Below are 16,739 nucleotides of genomic sequence, written 5' to 3' on the forward strand. Positions count from 1 at the left end.
CCGTTTTGGTGTCTGCCAGAACAAGGAGAGCGCTCGTGTCCGATCCCGTGACCTTCATCGATCTCACCGACCTGCATGTCGGCAATCCGGCCGTGCAGGACGACCATCTTTATTCAGACACCACCACCACGCTTCGCCGCATCCTGGCCGAAGTGAAAACCCTGGTGCCACAGCCAAGCTTCATCGTCGCCAGCGGAGACCTTACCAATCAGGGCGACGCTGGCAGCTACGGCAACCTCAAGGTCATCGTGGCAGAAGCCGGTCTTGGTCCGCCGGTCGCAACAGCACTGCCGGAAAGCTCCCTCCCTGGCTTTCCCGACAGGCTGCAGCACGACTGGCGGGCCAGACCGTCTTCTCGAACGGAGCGCGACATGGCAGATGTTTCCGCCGCCCCCAAACGCCTGCGCCGTGTCAGCAGCACGCGCTGGACGCCATGGCTCTACCTCGCCCCGGCATTGATAACCCTCGTGGTCTGGATCTATTGGCCGCTGGTCGATGCACTGCGCCTGAGCTTTTTCCAGTGGAACATGCTGCCAAATTCGCCACAGCTGTTCGTCGGCTGGGAGAACTACCAACGCATTTTCGCACTGCCCAAATTCTGGCAAGCGCTACGCAATACCGGCGTCTACATCCTGGGCCTGCTGCCGCTTGCCGTGCTGATTCCGCTGGGCATCGCGATCTACACCCACGACCTGCCCGAGCGGTCGCGCAACATCTACCGCGCCATCATCTTCGTGCCGATGATCATCGCGCCGGTGGTTGGCGCCGCGGTGTGGCGCTGGCTGCTCGATCCGAGCTACGGCCTTGCCAACCAGATGATCAAGGGCGTCGGCCTTGATCCGGTGAAGTTCCTGTCCGATCCCAATGTGGCGATCTGGACCATCATCGTCATCACCGGCTGGAAGCTGATGGGGTTTTCGACGCTGATCCTGTCGGCCGCCAATGCCAATATCAACCCGACGCTGATCGAAGCGGCCCGCATGGATGGCGCCAGCAAGTGGGAGGTCATCCGCGACATCCGCCTGCCGCTGCTCAGTTCCACCGTGCTGTTCCTCGTGGTGATGACCATCCTGCTCGGGGCGCAGTGGAGCTTCACCTATATCAACGTGCTCACCGGCGGCGGCCCGCTCGGCTCCACCACCAATATCTACTACCTGCTCTGGGATTTCGGCTTCTCCACCATGTCGGTGGGTTGGGGCTCGGCCTCGGCGGTCATCCTTTTCCTCGGCTTCGGCGTCATAGCCTTCGTGCTGTTCCGCCTGATCGACAGGTATTCCTTCCATGACAATTGATGCTCTCGCCCGCCCCGGGCTTGCCAAGCCAGTCGCGCTGCGCCGGATTTCGGCCCGGTCGGGTCTGAACAGCGCCGCCGGTCACCTGATGATGGTGCTGCTGTCGATCTTCTGCCTGTTTCCGGTGTACTGGATGCTGGTCAGCTCGTTCCGCCCGGCCAATACGATGTTCGAGACCAGCCTGTGGCCGACGCAGCCGTCACTGGACAACTTCACCCGCGCCATCGACGCCATCCCGATCGCGCGGATGCTACTGAATACGCTGGTGTTCTCAGCCATCTCGACGGTGTTCCAGTTGCTGACCGGCATTCTGGCGGCCTTCGCCTTTGCCCGCTGGAAGTTCCGCTTCGATACCCTGGTCTATACCGCCATCGCCCTCACCTGGCTGGTCCCCTTCCAGGTGGTGATGATCCCCAACTACCTGCTGATCGCCCATATGGGCCTGCTCGACAGCATCCTGGCGCTGATCCTGCCCAATGTCGCAGCGGCCCTTGCCATCATGCTGCTGGCCCAGGCGATGCGTGGTTTCCCACGCGAGGTAATCGAAGCGGCCCGCATGGATGGCGCCAGCAACTGGCGCATCCTGTGGGAAGTGCTGGTGCCCAACCTGCGCGGGACTATCGCGTCGCTGGCCATCCTCATCTTCATCTCGACCTGGAACGAGTATTTCTGGCCGCTGCTGCTGAGCCGCACCGCTGAAAACAGCGTCATCCAGATCGGCATCCAGATGTTCATGACCGCCGAGGGCAACCAGTGGGGTCCGCTGATGGCCGCATCGACCCTCGCCAGCCTGCCCGTTCTCATCATCTATGTCGTCCTGCAGCGCCAGGTCGTCCAGTCCTTCATGAAATCGGGAATTCGCTGATGCAGCCCGCACTCACTCGTCACCTTCCGATCGCCGGCACCTATAATGTCCGCGACCTCGGCGGCTATCCGGTCGCCAATGGCCAGACCCAGTGGCGCCGCATGCTGCGCGCCGATGCGATGCACCGGCTCGACACCGGCGTCACCACCGTCATCGACCTGCGCCACGGTGATGAGTTGACCCACCAGCCCAACCCGTTCACCGACCATCAAGATGTCGCCTATTACAATGTCTCGCTGCTCGAAGGCCTCGCGCCCAACCTGATGGGCGAAGGCGACCTGCTGCTGGAACTGTACCAATTGGCACTGACGCATCGTCAGCCGGCCCTGGCCCAGGTGCTGACCATCATCGCCGATGCCCCGCCCGGCGCCGTGCTGTTCCACTGCACCGCCGGCAAGGATCGGACCGGCATCGTCGCGGCTCTTTTGTTGCGCATTGCCGGCGTCGAAGCCGGGCTGATCGTCGAGGACTACGCACTGACCGCCGGCTACCTCGCCCCGATCATGGCCGAAATCACCGCCGGGGCCGTGGCACGCGGCGCCGACCCGGTCGGTTTCCAGCGCCTGCTGGCCTCCGAGCCGGCGACCGTGAGTGCCACCCTCGCCTTCATCGACGCCGAGTTTGGCTCGGTCGCTGCCTATCTCGACCGTATCGGGCTCGCACCCGCCACGGTTGACCGTCTGCGCAATCGTCTCGTGGGAGAAATCTGATGGCCGATCTGTCGATCACCAACGTCAAGAAAACCTATGATGGCAAGCCCGTGCTGCATGGCATCGACGTCACAATCCCGGATGGTCACTTCGTGGTCATCGTGGGCCCCTCCGGCTGCGGCAAGTCCACGCTGTTGCGCATGATCGCCGGCCTCGAGGACATCACCTCGGGCACTATCGAAATCGGCGGCATAGTGATGAACGACATCGAGCCTTCCGATCGCGGCTGCGCCATGGTGTTCCAGAACTATGCGCTTTATCCGCATATGACGGTGCGCCAGAACATTGCCTACCCGCTGCGCATCGCCAAGCTCCCCGTCGCAGAGCGCGACAAGCGGGTCGCCGATGCGGCAAAGATCCTGAACCTCACCGACTATCTCGACCGTCGCCCGGCCCAACTGTCCGGCGGCCAGCGCCAGCGCGTTGCCATGGGCCGCGCCATCGTGCGCGAACCGGCGGTGTTCCTGTTCGACGAGCCGCTGTCCAACCTCGATGCCCTGCTGCGCGTGCAGATGCGCATCGAGATCAAGCGGCTGCACAAGCGGCTCAAGGCGACCTCGATCTTCGTCACCCACGACCAGGTCGAGGCGATGACGCTGGCCGACACGCTGATCGTGATGAATGCCGGCCGGGTCGAACAGATCGGCTCGCCCGCCGAAATATATCGCCGTCCCGCCTCAGTGTTTGTTGCCGGTTTCATGGGCGCGCCCGCGATGAACCTGCTGTCGGCCACCGTTGTAAAAGGCGGCAGGGTCACGCTCGACGGCATCGCCAATGACGTGGCAGTCGGGCAGTCGACCCTCCCGGCGGGCACCACGCTGACCATCGGCATCCGCCCCGAAAATATCGTGCTCTCCACGGTGACTGGCCAAGGCCTGCCGGCGATTGTCGAACTGGTCGAAGAGCTGGGCGGCTCGCGGGTAGCCTATTGCAGCCTCTACGGCAGCGAAGTCGCCGTCGTCCTGCCGCCCGGCGATGAAAATATCGACGGCAGCACGGTGTGGCTGACCTTCCCGCCCCATACCATCCAGAGCTTCGACCGCATCACCCGCCTGCGCCAAGACCTGGCGTTGACAAGTGCAACTGCTCGCAGCAAGCAGCGAGAAGACGTCTGAAGTGCGTCGGCAGCGGCCGATACGGAGTGGGCGCAAACTGTCCGCTCACGTCATGAAAAAGGCAAAAATGGACATCTCTGATCGCCGCGCGGGAGGCCGGAAGCAGGTTGGCACTGCCTGGCGTCCAGAGGGCCAATGTCCGACGTGCAGACAGATTAAACCAATCTCGAAATTGCCGGCCGAGGCGTTCCATTTTTCTCAGCGTTGGTCCGGCAGGAATGCGCTTTCCACTTCGGCGAGGACTTCCAGCATTCCGGCGATGTTGGCTTCGGCGATGATCCTGCCTTTGTCGGCAGAAGCGAGGGTTGCGTCCCCCACAGCACCCGCGGGATTGATGTCGGAGGCGATCCACGCATAGACGTGGCCAAAGGCTCCTGTGGGGCGCAGGTACTTGAACTGCTGTTCGTCACGGGCTGCGATCGAGACGAAGTTCTGTGCCAGAGCCATGTCCACCAGGTGTGGCTTGAAGTGCAGGATCAGCGAGGTCTCGGCGTCGCCCCCATGGATGCCGTGGCGGCGTTCGAGATCGGTCAGCACATCGGGCGGAGTGAAGCGCCAGCCGCTCTTGACCGCCAGCATGCCGGCCCGAACGCGCAACTCGCGCGCCACGATGCCCATGATTTCCTCGTTGCCGCCATGGGAATTGACGAAGACGATCTTGCGGATGCCGGCGCGCGCCACTTCCAGCCCGATCTGCGTCCAGGCATCGATGAGATTGGTCGCGCCGTGGGTGATCGTGCCCTTGGCCCAAATATGCTCGTTGGACTTGCCGATGGCCTGCACCGGCAGGATACGGATGTCGAGTGCTGCGGGGGCGCGTTCGCCGAGCAGGTCCATCATGGATTGATTGATGATGGTATCGGTGCCGACCGGAAGATGGGGGCCATGCTGCTCCACAGCGGCGATCGGCATGATGGCAATGGTCTTTCTGGGGTCGATATGATCGAAATCAGCGGCCGTGAAGTCGGTCCACCAGATCTTGCGGGTCATGGATTGTCCTTAGGCTGGGCCGGCGGCGATAGCTTCGATCTCGACGACGAATTCGGGCCGGGCAAAGCCGGAAACCAGCATGAGCGTCGAGGCCGGGTATGGTTCTGCGAACAGCGCGTTGCGTATCGCCATATAGGCGGCGAGATGCTCACGGCCGGTCACATAGGCATTGATGCGCACGATATTGCCAAGACCCATCCCGGCCTCCGCAAGTATCGCGGCGATATTGTCAAAACAGATCCGGGCCTGTTCGGCACAATCGGGGGGAACAATCTTGTCCGCCGCGATACCCAACTGACCCGAGCAAAATACCAGTCGCTGCCCCGCCGGCACCAAGACACCATGGCTGTAATGCGCGAACGGAGGATGGATATGCGAGGGATTGAGCGGAATGGCCATTTGGAAATTCTGTGTGAGGGGGAATGCTAGCGGCAGGCCAGTCCCTTGCCTAGCCCAAATCGACATCTGCTGCACGCATAGCAGGCATTTTTGTTTGATGCCCATTTGTTGACTTCACAAAAGCCCGTAACCGGGGCAGGATTTGTGCAGACGGCACTGTCGCATAAAAAATAGGCCTCGGCGGTGTCTGCCAGGCCACGGGAGCGCAAATGCATAAGAGCACCAAACTGGTTTCGTCCTCGGCCGCCCTATTCGGTTTGCTGACTGCCGGCGCCATGGCGCAGGACAAAGTGACTTTCGCCACAAACTGGCTCGCCCAGGCCGAGCATGGCGGCTACTATCAGGCGATTGCCGACGGCACGTATGCCGAGTACGGCCTCGACGTCACCATCATGCAGGGTGGCCCACAGTCGCCCGGACGGCCCCTGCTGGTCAGCGGTGGCGTGCAGTTTTATATGGGCGGCGCGACCGGGGCAATCAACGCGGTCAAGGAAGGTATTCCGACCATCACGCTGGCCGCGATCTTCCAGAAGGATCCGCAGATCCTGATGTCGCATCCCGGCAAGTTCGCAACTTTTCCCGAGCTGGCAGGAGCCTCCAAGTACATCCTTAGCGCCGATGGTTTCAGCGGCTATTTCAGCTGGATCAAAACGGAATGGCCCGACTTCGTCGATGAAAAATACGAGCCCTATCAGTTCAACCCGGCCTCGTTCCTGGCCAATGACATGGCCATCCAGCAGGGCTACCTGACGTCCGAGCCGCTCTCGATCGAGCGCGAGGCAGGGTTTGCCCCCGATGTCTGGCTGCTGGCGGACCAGGGGTACCACCCCTATTCGACCACCATCGAAGCGATGAAGCCATGGGTCGATGCCAATCCTGATGTCGCCAAGCGTTTCGTCGAAGCCTCGATCATCGGCTGGACCAACTATCTTTATGGCGACAACACCGCGGCCAACGCGTTGATCAAGACCGACAATCCGGAAATGACCGATGACCAGATCGCCTATGGCATCGAAAAAATGAAGGAATATGGCATCGTCGTTTCGGGTGATGCCGAGACCAAGGGCATCGGCTGCATGACCGACGCCGGCTGGAACGACTTCTATACCAGCATGGTCGAGGTCGGCGTCTTCGAAGCCGGCATCGACGTGAGCCAGGCCTATAGCACCGAATATGTGTGCCAGGGCCTTGGCGTGGACCTGATGAAGTAATCTCCTGACGCAAATCGGCGCGGGCACATCGCCCGCGCCGTTCCGACCCCAATCCGGGCGACCTTGATTTGACCGACCTGACCCTAACCGAGCCGACCCGTCCCGGCGTAACAGCCGCTGCCCGCCTGGTGGTTTCCATGCGCAACGTCAGCAAGCAATTTTCCAATGGCACGCTGGCGCTCAAGGACATGTCGCTGGACGTTCGTCGCGGCGAGTTTTTGAGCCTGCTCGGTCCCTCCGGCTGCGGCAAGTCTACCGCCCTGCGCATCATCGCAGGACTGGGTGCGGCCAGCGCCGGCAGCATCGATTGGCCATCATCCAAGATCAACGCACGTGGGCTTCCCGAAGGCGATATCGGCTTCGTTTTTCAGGAGCCGACGCTGATGCCCTGGCAGACAGTGTGGGGCAATGTCTACCTGCCGCTGCGCCTGCAGCGCGTGTCCAAGTCCGATGCCAATGGCGTCATCATGGAGACCCTGGCCTCGGTGGGGCTGGCCGATTTTACCAAATCCTATCCGCGCGAACTGTCCGGCGGCATGAAGATGCGCGTCTCGATCGCCCGTGCGCTGGTGACCAAGCCCAGACTGCTGCTGATGGACGAGCCGTTTGCTGCGCTCGATGAAATCACCCGCCAGAGGCTCAACGACGACGTGCTGCGCCTGTGGCGCGAAACCGGCATCACGGTGATCTTTGTGACCCACTCGGTGTTCGAAAGCGCCTTTCTCAGCAACCGCATCGTCGTCATGCGCGCGCGCCCCGGCCAGGTCTATGCCGACCTGCCACTGGTGACGTCCGCCGCCCGCGACGAGCACTATCGCACCTCCGAGGAGTATCGCGCGACGACCGACACCGTGTCGCGCGCCCTGCAGGAGGCCATCATGCGCGGAGCCCAGGCAAAATGAGCCAAGTAATTGCCGCCATGAACGCAGAGGCCGTCAACGCAGAAGCCGGCACCGACAGCGCCGTAGCCATCGTACTCAGCCGCACCAGCTTGATCGAGCGCATCTTCTCGGTGGCCATTCCGGTGTTGATGGTGGTTCTGGCAATTGCCGCCTGGCAGGCCCACATCACATTGAACCAGGTACCGCGCTACATCATGCCAGCGCCGCTCGATGTGATCACGGCTCTCGGGACGGACTGGGGAACGCTGTATCCGTCGCTGCTGGTGACGCTGCGGATCACCGTCCTTGCGCTGGGGATTGCACTGCTGGGCGGCGTCGGCCTGGCGATCATACTGGTGCAGAGCCGCTGGATCGAGCTGGCCTTGTTCCCATTTGCGGTGATCCTGCAGGTTACGCCGATGATCGCAATCGCCCCGCTGCTGATCATCTACATGCCCGACACACAGTCGGCTCTGCTGACATGTGCATTTGTCGTCGCGTTCTTCCCGATCCTCTCCAACATGGTGGCGGGCCTCAAGAGCGTGGACCACAACCTGCTCAACCTGTTCGAGCTTTACGGCGCCAGCCGCTGGCAGACCCTGATCCACCTCAAGCTGCCATCGTCGCTGCCCTATTTCGCCACCGGCCTGCGGATTGGCGGCGGCCTTTCGTTAATTGCCGCCGTAGTCGCCGAATTTGCCGCCGGCTCGGCCGGCAGGGGCTCAGGCCTCGCCTTCCGCCTGCTGGAATCGGGTTATCGGCTCAACTATCCGCGGCTCTATGCGGCGCTGCTGCTGCTGATGGGGACGGGCGTCGCTATCTTTGCACTGACCTCGCTCATTTCGTGGCTGATGCTGCATCGCTGGCACGAAAGCGCCATCAAGCGGGAGAACTGATGTGGACGTTATTATTCCGGCCGATGGCCACTATGTCATCGCCAATGCTTCGGTCCCGGTATCCGTTATGGGTAATGCGTCGTCGGGCGCTCTGGCCCGGGTCGACATTACCATTGCTGACGGCCTTATCGCCGCCATTGGGCCGGCGGGCTCAATCACCGCGCTCAATATCATCGATCTCGATGGCGGCATCGTCCTGCCGGCATTCGTCGATCTGCATACCCATCTCGACAAGGGGCATATCTGGCCACGCAAGCAGAACCCCGACGGCACCTGGCTTGGTGCCCTGATGGCGGTGCTCGATGATCGAACGGTCAACTGGGCCGCAGCCGATGTCGAGCGGCGCATGGATTTTTCGCTGCGCTGCGCCTTTGCCCATGGCACCGCTGCCATCCGTACCCATCTCGACATGGCACCGCCCCAGCATGAGATTACCTGGGAGGTGTTCGAGGCCATGCGCGCTCGCTGGGCGGGCCGCATCGAGTTGCAGGCTGCCGGGCTGATGGGGCCCGACACCATCCTCGATCCCGAGAAGCTCCGTGCCGTCGCAACCCGCACCAAGACTGCTGGCGGCATTCTGGGCGGCTCGACCGCTGTGCACCCCGAAAACCACACCATCATGCGACGGCTGGTCGAGATCGCTGGCGAGCTCGATCTTGCAATCGACCTTCACACCGACGAATCCCCCGATCCCACTGCCAATGCGCTTGAATGCCTCGCGGACGCCGTGATCGAGGCTGGCTTTACGGGCAAGGTGACCGCCGGCCATTGCTGCTCGCTCGCCGTGCAATCGGACGACGTCGCCAAGCGCGTCATCGACAAAGTCGCGCGCGCAGGCGTCGCCGTCGTGTCGCTACCCATGTGCAACATGTATCTGCAGGATCGCGACAATGGATCGGGCGTGCGCACCCCGCGCTGGCGCGGCGTCACTCTGCTCAACGAGCTCAAAGCCGCCGGCGTTACCGTCGCCATCGCCTCCGACAATACCCGCGACCCATTCTATGCCTATGGCGATCTTGACGGGTTCGAGGTGCTGCGCGAGGGCGCCCGCATCCTGCAGTTCGATCACCCGCAGGCCGACGCCTTTGTCTGGGCACGCGCTGTTGGCGCCGATGCCGCAGCCATCGCCGGGTTTGCCCATAGCGCCATCATCGCCGAGGCGCTGCCTGCCGACCTGATGCTGTTTGGCGCCCGCAGCTGGACCGAGCTGATGTCGCGTCCACAGGCCGACCGCACCGTATTGCGAGGCGGCCTGGCGATCGACACCACCCTTCCCGACTATCGTGAACTAGACGACCTTATGGGGACCCGATGAGCATTTCTGCATTCCGAGCCGAACTTGGCGACATTCCGCAGGAGGACAATCCAAGACTTGTCCAGCAGCGCAGCCGCGACCATTACTGGTACTCGCCAATTCTCAAGGCCAAGCTCGATCATGTCACCGCCGAAGTGGTCGTGTCGCCGCGCAGCAATGACGAGGTCAAGACCGTCCTCGCTGCCGCCTTCCGGCACGGGGTTGCCATTACGCCGCGCGGCGCCGGTACCGGCAACTACGGCCAGGCCATGCCGCTTTCAGGCGGCGCCATGCTCAACCTCATGAACATGGACAAGGTGCTCGATATCAAGCCGGACCGTGTCCGCGCTCAGGCCGGTGCAGTGCTCGAAGAGATGGACCATCAGACGCGAGCGGCCGTGCACGGCGAGTTGCGCTTCCATCCCTCGACCTACCGCATGGCCTCGATCGGCGGCTTTATTGCCGGCGGTTCGGGTGGTGTCGGTTCGGTGCGCTGGGGTGGGCTGCGCAACCTTGGCAGCATTCTCGGGCTGAAGGTCATCACCTGCGAGGCAGAGCCGCGCGAACTCGATCTTGAAGGCGAGGACATCCTCAAGGTTGCCCATGCCTATGGCACCAATGGCATCATCGTCGAGGCCGAAATGCCGCTTGCACCAGCGCATGACTGGATCGACATGATAGTCGGCTTCGACGACTTCATGGCTGCTGCCCGTTTTGCCGAGGCCGTCGCTCTACAGGATGGCCTTCTCGTCAAGGAAGTTGCGCCTTGCGCCGCACCGATCCCGGAAGCCTACTTTAACCGCCACAAGCCCTATATAAAGGCAGGCCAGTCGGTCGTGCTGATCATGGTGGCGCCGGTTTCGGCGGCAGCGATGACGCTGTTCACCAGTCATAGCCGGGGCGAAATGCTGTATCGCTCCGACAGGGCAAGCGAAGAAGAACTCAAGCGTCTGCCGCCGGTCTATGAGCTGGCCTGGAACCACACCACGCTGCGCGCGCTCAAGGTCGATCCCTCGATCACCTACCTGCAGACCCGCTACCCCACCATCGACCATGTCGAAAAAATCGTCAGCCTGCTCGGCGACGAGCTGCCAATGCATATCGAGATGACGCGGCAGGATGGCATTGTCACCTTCGCAGGGCTTCCTCTAGTGCGCTACACCACCGAGGCACGCCTCGAAGAGATCATCCGCATCCACGAGGACAATGGCTGCAACGTCTTCAATCCGCATCGCTACACGCTCGAAGAAGGCGGCATGAAACGGACCGACCAGAAGCAGCTCGACTTCAAGCGCGAGGCCGATCCCAGGGGCATCCTCAACCCCGGCAAGATGGTGGCCTGGGAAAACCCTGACTTCGACTTCAAGGCCGGCAAGGCCTGGCTGTTCGACGGCCTCAATCCGGTACATGCCGCCTGATGCGCGTCCACGTCATCCACGCCCACCCGGTAGAAACCAGCTTCAATCGCGCCCTGTTTGATGCTGTCGTGGATGAGTTGACGCGCAAGGGGCACGAGGTTGACGCGCTCAACCTCTATGACGCCGGTTTCGATGCCGTGTTGAGCCGCGAGGAACGCCTCAACTACCACGACGTGCCCGGCAACCTGACCCCGCTGGTCAAACCCTATGTGGACCGCCTTGTGGCTGCGGAAGCGCTGGTTTTTGTGCATCCGGTCTGGAACTACGGCTACCCCGCCATACTCAAGGGATATTTCGACCGCATCTTCCTGCCCGGCGTATCCTTTGTACTCGAAGGCGGAGTCGATCGCGGCCGGCTGGTGCCCAATTTCAAGAACATCAAAAAGGTTGCTTTCGTCACCACCTATGGCGGCAATCGCTGGCGCACGATGGTGATGGGCGATCCACCGCGCCGGCTGGCCCGGCGCTGGGCATGGGTCACCTTCGGCACGCGCAATCCGCCGAAATACCTGGCGCTGTACGACCTCAACAACTGTACGCCTGACGGGCTTCTCCAGTTCCTCGCCAGGGTGCGGCGGGCGATGTCGGACTTTTGAGCAGGCAAGTTGCCAACAGACTAAGCCGTGATGGCGCCTAATCCGGTAGATTCCTGCGGGATGGGCGAAGCTCACTGGTCGCCAAGGGCTCCATAGCCTCCGATATCCTTTGAATGCGTCATTCATGAAGATGTGAAGAGGCCGAAACGTAGCGCCGCCAAAATCGAACGGCCATGTCGGCGCATTTTGTGCATCTCAAGCGGTTAGCTGGATCGCTCGTCGGGCGGCAGGCCGGCTGGAACATCATAACCTCTGCGACCGGCGAGAAAAGCTATGGCGCCGCGCCTCTGCCCGACCAGGACGTGCGGTACGAGCAGGCTGCCGAGTTTGTCGAGATCACCAAGCGGCTTTGGGATAGCTGGGATGAGCAGACGCTGAAGATCGACCGTGCCAGCGGCGTCTTCGGCGACAGCTCCGATATCCTGCCGACCGATTTCCATGGCAAGTTTTTCGATGTCAGCGGCCCGCTGAATATCCAGCGCCCACCGCAGGGCTGGCCCGTGCTGTTCCAGGCCGGCGCCTTGACGACGGCTGGACGCTGCGTGAACTGGTCAAGCTCACCGGTCGCTCCGGCGGCCACTGGACGCTCACCGGCAGCCCGGAGCAGATCGCCGACCAGATGGCCGAGCGCTTCCTGGCCGACGTCTGCGACGGCTATGTGGTGATGCCGACATTTCATCCCGAGGGGTCAAGCCTGTTCTTCAGCGACGTCGTGCCAATCCTGCAGCAGCACGGTTTATTCCGGAAGGAGTAAAAGGGAACTACACTGCGGTCGCATCTCGGACTGGACGTACCGGCGCGCAGGGGCAGGTAACGCCAAACATAGCACCACACGCTCAGGCCGCCTACGCGCGCGCGGGTCGAGCAGCACGCCACATTTGCCTAGTTCATCGGCGCGGTAGCATTGGTCCGCACGATGGGCGCCGCACTTGGTCGGCAGCGCACGTCTCGACGGAAATCGCTGGGTGACATGCCGGCGATCTTGCGGAACGACTTGTTGAAGGCGCTGAGCGAGCCGAAGCCGCTGTCCATCGCCACCTGCAAAACATTGGCGTCGTCCTGCATCAGCAAGGCCTGGGCATAGCTCAGCCGCATCAGGTTCACATAATCGTTCAGCGTCATGCCAGTCGATTTTTTGAACACGTTCATCGCGTACTTTGGATGGATATCGGCCGCTTGGGCAATATCGGAGGAGTCGATCTCCTCGCGGAAATTGTCGGCGATGAAATCGCAGATCCGCACCACGATGGGCGAAGAATGAAGGTCCAGCCCATCTACCGCACTCACCACCGCAGCCGGTCCCGGCAGCAAATCGTAGGGGTTGAAGCGCACGCGTTCGATACGCAGCAGGAGTTCCTCCACCGCCATGCTGGCCTTCATCGTGTCGCCTGAGCGAGCGTATTCATTCCAGCGCTCGAAGTTCAGTGGGTCGGAGGCATCGGTGGCCTTGGTGACCAGTGTGGCGCCCTGCATCAGCCGCGATTGCACATTCTGCGGCAGGCGCAGCCGAAAGAAATGCACCAACGGCAGATGACCGCCGCCATAGATCAGGTCATCGGAAGCGTCGTCTAGCCAGTGCGGCAGCCCGCCCCAGAAAAGCGCCAAGTCTCCGGCGTCGAAGCGCACGTCGTGGCCACTCATTTTATAGTGGGCCCAGCCGCGGACGATGTAGTTTACCTCGACCTGCGCGTGCCAGTGCGCGGCTCGCATCACCAGGGGCGATGCGAGGAACATCTGCAGTTCTGTCGGCAGGCGTTCGACCCCATTCGCCATGGGCTCGTAGTACGACTTTTCAGCGATCTTACTTTCCGCCAACTCTTCATGCCTTTTGGGATGGACGCCCTGCGCCAGAAGCATAGCTTAGGAAGCGCTCGGCATAAGAGCAAACGAAAAGGGAGGACTGTTATGAACCGCATTATCTCGCGGCGCGGCCGCATGTTTGGCATCGCCATGGCCAGCGTCAGCTTTCTAAGCGTCGCGGCTGTTTCGGCCGGCGAAATCTCGGTCTGGGTATGGGACGCAAATTTCAACGGCGCCGCCATGCGTGAAGCCGGCAGCCGCTACACGGCGCTAAAGCCCGACGCCACTGTCGTCGTCGACGACACCGCCAGCCAAGACGATATCCGTGCCAAGCTGCAGACGCAGCTACTGGCAGGTAGCACTGATGGCCTGCCCGATATCGTGCTCATCCAGGACGACGTTGCTCAAAAGTATCTGCAGTCCTTCCCCGGCGCCTTCGAACCGCTTTCGGACTCGATCGATATGTCGGCCTTCGCCGAATATAAGGTCGCGGCAGCCACTCTGGACGGGAAGTCTTATTCCCTGCCCTTCGATTCGGGCGTCACCGGGCTGTTCTATCGCTCCGACTATATCAAGGAAGCCGGCTTCACCGCTGAAGACCTCAACAACATCACCTGGGATCGCCTTGTCGAGATCGGTACCGTGGTCAAGGAAAAGACTGGGCATCAGCTGCTCGATCTGGATCTAAACGACTCCGGCCTCATCCGCATGATGATGCAGCAGGCCGGAACTTGGTATTTCAACGAGGACGGCAGTCTCAACATCATTGGTAACGCCCCACTCAAGAAGGCGCTCGAAACCTACGCGAAGTTCTATCAGGCTGATCTGGTCAAGCCAGTGTCCGGCTGGGCCGAATATACCGGCGCCTTCACATCGGGCGAAGTTGCTACTGTTCCAGTCGGTGTCTGGATCACTGCGACGATCAAGGCCAATGCCGATCAGTCCGGTCTCTGGGCCGTTGCGCCCATTCCACGTCTCGACATCGAAGGCTCGGTCAACGCCTCCAACCAGGGCGGTTCCAGCTGGTACGTGCTGGCCTCTTCGGACAACAAGGCTGAAGCCGTCGATTTCCTGAAGACCGTCTGGGCTGGCGACATCGACTTCTACCAGAAGATCCTCGTCAACCAAGGCGCTGTTGGCTCGCTGCTCGCGGCTCGTGAAGGCGAAGCCTACAAGGCAACCGACGAGTTCTTCGGCGGCGCGCCTGTCTGGCAAGACTTCTCGACCTGGCTGAGCCAGATTCCAAGCGTTGGCTACGGCGTCTTCACTGCGGAAGTCGATGCTGCCCTCCAGGCCCAGCTCCCCACGATCATCCAGGGCGGCGATCTCGACGCCGCCCTGCAGGCGATCAACGACCAGGCCACGCAGCAGATGCAGTAATCTGACGGAAGGAAGCGGGTTCAGGCCCGCTTTCTCAGCCGGGTGCTCATGGCACCCGGCCCCGATTGGCCATGACGACAACACCGGGGAGGGTGACAATTGGCACAGGCGCGACTTGATCGCAGGGAGCAGATTACCGGCTGGGCATTCATTGCCCCGGCTCTGATCCTGCTCGGATTATTCATGATTTACCCCATCGTCTGGTCGCTCTGGATGAGCTTCCAGGTCGGCAAGGGGATGAATCTCAGCTTCGGCGGCTTTGCCAATATCGTAAGGCTGACCAAGGACCCTGTGTTCCTGCGTGCCCTCGGCAACACCTTCACCTTCTTTATCTTCCAGGTGCCGATCATGATCGGTCTGGCGCTGCTGTTCGCCGTCGCGCTCAACGATTCCACATTGCGCTTTCGCGGTATCTTCCGCACTGCGATCTTCCTGCCCTGCGTCACCTCGCTGATCGCCTATTCGACCGTCTTCAAGTCAATGTTCGCCACCGACGGCATCTTCAACCAGGCGCTTATGGCGGTGCATCTCATCGCCTCGCCGATCTCGTGGTTCGGCGACCCCTTCTGGGCCAAGGTCGCCATCATCATCGCCATCACCTGGCGCTGGACCGGCTACAACATGATCTTCTACCTGGCGGCGCTGCAAAACATCGACCGCTCGATCTATGAAGCCGCCCGCATCGACGGCGTGCCCGCATGGGCGCGTTTCCGATACCTCACCATCCCGATGCTCAAGCCGGTGATCCTGTTCACCACGGTGATCTCCACCATCGGCACGCTGCAGCTGTTCGACGAGGTGTATAACTTCACCGCCGGCACCGGTGGCCCGTCCGACTCGACGGTCACGCTGTCGCTCTACATCTACAACCTGACCTTCAAGTTCATGCCCAGCTTCGGCTACTCGGCGACCGTCTCGTGGGTCATCGTGGTGTTGGTCGGCATCCTGACCTTCCTGCAATTCCTCGTGGCGCGTGACCGGAAGATCAAGCAATGACCGTCTCCCCGATGATAGCAGGGGCCGCTGCACGGCCCGTCGCAAGAGCATTCGTACCCGGCAATGCCTGGGCGCTGGCCCGTCGCGGCCTGGTCTATGTCCTGCTCAGCGTTGCGGCCTTCCTGTCGATCTTCCCGTTCTTCTGGATGATGGTAGGCGCCACCAATACTTCTGCCGAAATCATCAAGGGCAAGGCGTGGTTCGGCGGCGCCTTGCTGACCAATGCCGCGACTTTCTTCGCCCAGGTCGACGCGCCCCGCATCTTCTGGAATTCGGGGTTCATCGCCGTTGTTGCCACGGCCCTTACGCTGGCGATCTCGTCACTCGCCGGTTACGGCTTCGAGATGTTCCGCTCGAAAATCCGCGAACGCATTTTCGGGCTGTTGCTGCTGCTGCTGTCGATCCCGTTTGCGGCGATGATGGTGCCGCTGTTCGTGATGTTTTCGCAGGCCAAACTGGTGAACACCTTCGCGTCGGTGATCCTGCCCACCGTGGCGTCGATCTTCATCATTTTCTACTTCCGCCAGGCCACCAAGGCCTTCCCCAGCGAGCTGCGCGACGCCGCCAAGATCGACGGCCTCAAGGAGTGGCAGATTTTCCTGTTCGTCTACCTGCCGGTTATGCGCTCGACCTACGCGGCCGCGACCATCATCGTCTTCATGACCAACTGGAACAATTATCTCTGGCCGCTGATCGTACTGCAAACCGCCGAGAACAAGACCATCACATTGATCCTCTCGGCGCTGACCTCGGCCTATACGCCCGATTACGGCATGATCCTGTTTGGCACCGTGCTCGCCACGCTGCCCACCCTCGTCATCTTCTTCCTGCTCCAGCGCCGCTTCGTCGAAGGCATGCTGGGAGCTGTCAAATAGCCTGCTGAACGCCAGTTGGAG

General features: G+C 61.6%; 17 protein-coding genes. 14 read left to right on the forward strand and 3 right to left on the reverse strand.

Going from position 1 to position 16,739, the window contains the following annotated elements; all coding sequences use genetic code 11:
* Positions 1 to 35 precede the first annotated feature (35 nt).
* Genes WH91_RS16410 through ugpC form a run of 4 tightly spaced genes read left to right on the forward strand, consistent with a single transcriptional unit; the run spans position 36 to position 3,982 of the window.
* On the forward strand, positions 36 to 1,292 hold the full coding sequence (locus WH91_RS16410; protein WP_244542373.1) for an ABC transporter permease subunit: 1,257 nt from the start codon (positions 36 to 38) through the stop codon (positions 1,290 to 1,292).
* Positions 1,282 to 2,157 carry a carbohydrate ABC transporter permease gene (locus WH91_RS16415; RefSeq protein ID WP_052952900.1) on the forward strand — a complete coding sequence of 292 codons (876 nt, stop codon included), beginning with the start codon at positions 1,282 to 1,284 and terminating at the stop codon, positions 2,155 to 2,157. The genes WH91_RS16410 and WH91_RS16415 overlap by 11 nt, the downstream gene beginning before the upstream one ends.
* A complete protein-coding gene (locus WH91_RS16420) occupies positions 2,157 to 2,867 on the forward strand; it encodes a tyrosine-protein phosphatase (RefSeq protein ID WP_046172081.1) in 711 nt (236 codons plus the stop codon). The genes WH91_RS16415 and WH91_RS16420 overlap by 1 nt, the downstream gene beginning before the upstream one ends.
* Positions 2,867 to 3,982 (forward strand): sn-glycerol-3-phosphate ABC transporter ATP-binding protein UgpC, encoded by a 1,116-nt coding sequence (gene ugpC / locus WH91_RS16425; protein ID WP_046172082.1) that lies wholly within the window; start codon positions 2,867 to 2,869, stop codon positions 3,980 to 3,982. The genes WH91_RS16420 and ugpC overlap by 1 nt, the downstream gene beginning before the upstream one ends.
* 198 nt (positions 3,983 to 4,180) lie before the next feature.
* On the opposite strand, the gene WH91_RS16430 is transcribed toward ugpC, so the two are convergent.
* Together WH91_RS16430 and WH91_RS16435 are read right to left on the reverse strand one after the other, a co-directional pair.
* Complete coding sequence (locus WH91_RS16430; protein WP_046172083.1) at positions 4,181 to 4,972, reverse strand: creatininase family protein; 792 nt, start codon at positions 4,970 to 4,972, stop codon at positions 4,181 to 4,183.
* Between the two features lie 9 nt (positions 4,973 to 4,981).
* On the reverse strand, positions 4,982 to 5,371 hold the full coding sequence (locus tag WH91_RS16435) for a RidA family protein (protein WP_046172155.1): 390 nt from the start codon (positions 5,369 to 5,371) through the stop codon (positions 4,982 to 4,984).
* A gap of 209 nt (positions 5,372 to 5,580) precedes the next feature.
* Between WH91_RS16435 and WH91_RS16440 the strand changes: the two genes are divergently transcribed.
* The 7 genes from WH91_RS16440 to WH91_RS16470 all read left to right on the forward strand — a co-directional run bounded on the left by WH91_RS16440 (position 5,581) and on the right by WH91_RS16470 (position 12,332).
* Entirely contained in the window at positions 5,581 to 6,582 is a 1,002-nt protein-coding gene (locus WH91_RS16440; RefSeq protein WP_046172084.1) for an ABC transporter substrate-binding protein, read from the forward strand.
* A 137-nt stretch (positions 6,583 to 6,719) separates the two neighbouring features.
* Positions 6,720 to 7,484: an ABC transporter ATP-binding protein gene (locus tag WH91_RS16445; protein WP_082102229.1), complete on the forward strand. Its 765-nt coding sequence runs from the start codon at positions 6,720 to 6,722 to the stop codon at positions 7,482 to 7,484.
* A complete protein-coding gene (locus WH91_RS16450) occupies positions 7,481 to 8,359 on the forward strand; it encodes an ABC transporter permease (RefSeq protein WP_244542374.1) in 879 nt (292 codons plus the stop codon). Before WH91_RS16445 ends, WH91_RS16450 begins: the two co-directional genes overlap by 4 nt.
* A 1-nt stretch (position 8,360) precedes the next feature.
* Positions 8,361 to 9,674 carry a cytosine deaminase gene (locus WH91_RS16455; protein ID WP_046172085.1) on the forward strand — a complete coding sequence of 438 codons (1,314 nt, stop codon included), beginning with the start codon at positions 8,361 to 8,363 and terminating at the stop codon, positions 9,672 to 9,674.
* Positions 9,671 to 11,071, forward strand: a complete 1,401-nt coding sequence (locus WH91_RS16460) for an FAD-binding oxidoreductase (protein ID WP_046172086.1) — start codon at positions 9,671 to 9,673, stop codon at positions 11,069 to 11,071. Before WH91_RS16455 ends, WH91_RS16460 begins: the two co-directional genes overlap by 4 nt.
* On the forward strand, positions 11,071 to 11,667 hold the full coding sequence (locus WH91_RS16465) for an NAD(P)H-dependent oxidoreductase (RefSeq protein WP_046172087.1): 597 nt from the start codon (positions 11,071 to 11,073) through the stop codon (positions 11,665 to 11,667). Before WH91_RS16460 ends, WH91_RS16465 begins: the two co-directional genes overlap by 1 nt.
* A gap of 173 nt (positions 11,668 to 11,840) precedes the next feature.
* Positions 11,841 to 12,332: an LLM class oxidoreductase gene (locus WH91_RS16470; RefSeq protein ID WP_046172088.1), complete on the forward strand. Its 492-nt coding sequence runs from the start codon at positions 11,841 to 11,843 to the stop codon at positions 12,330 to 12,332.
* A 217-nt stretch (positions 12,333 to 12,549) separates the two neighbouring features.
* Here the strand turns inward: WH91_RS16470 and WH91_RS16475 are convergent, their stop codons facing one another.
* The gene (locus WH91_RS16475; protein ID WP_425285343.1) at positions 12,550 to 13,440 is read right to left on the reverse strand and encodes a helix-turn-helix domain-containing protein; all 891 of its coding nucleotides are present in this window, start codon (positions 13,438 to 13,440) and stop codon (positions 12,550 to 12,552) included.
* A gap of 132 nt (positions 13,441 to 13,572) precedes the next feature.
* Here WH91_RS16475 and WH91_RS16480 point away from each other — a divergent pair, with 132 nt between their 5' ends.
* The 3 genes from WH91_RS16480 to WH91_RS16490 all read left to right on the forward strand — a co-directional run bounded on the left by WH91_RS16480 (position 13,573) and on the right by WH91_RS16490 (position 16,718).
* Positions 13,573 to 14,847 carry an ABC transporter substrate-binding protein gene (locus WH91_RS16480; RefSeq protein ID WP_046172089.1) on the forward strand — a complete coding sequence of 425 codons (1,275 nt, stop codon included), beginning with the start codon at positions 13,573 to 13,575 and terminating at the stop codon, positions 14,845 to 14,847.
* A 99-nt stretch (positions 14,848 to 14,946) separates the two neighbouring features.
* Entirely contained in the window at positions 14,947 to 15,843 is an 897-nt protein-coding gene (locus tag WH91_RS16485) for a carbohydrate ABC transporter permease (RefSeq protein WP_046172090.1), read from the forward strand.
* Entirely contained in the window at positions 15,840 to 16,718 is an 879-nt protein-coding gene (locus WH91_RS16490) for a carbohydrate ABC transporter permease (protein ID WP_082102224.1), read from the forward strand. The genes WH91_RS16485 and WH91_RS16490 overlap by 4 nt, the downstream gene beginning before the upstream one ends.
* Positions 16,719 to 16,739 lie beyond the last annotated feature (21 nt).

The sequence above is a fragment of the Devosia psychrophila genome, assembly GCF_000971275.1.
In the GTDB taxonomy this organism is placed as follows: domain Bacteria; phylum Pseudomonadota; class Alphaproteobacteria; order Rhizobiales; family Devosiaceae; genus Devosia; species Devosia psychrophila.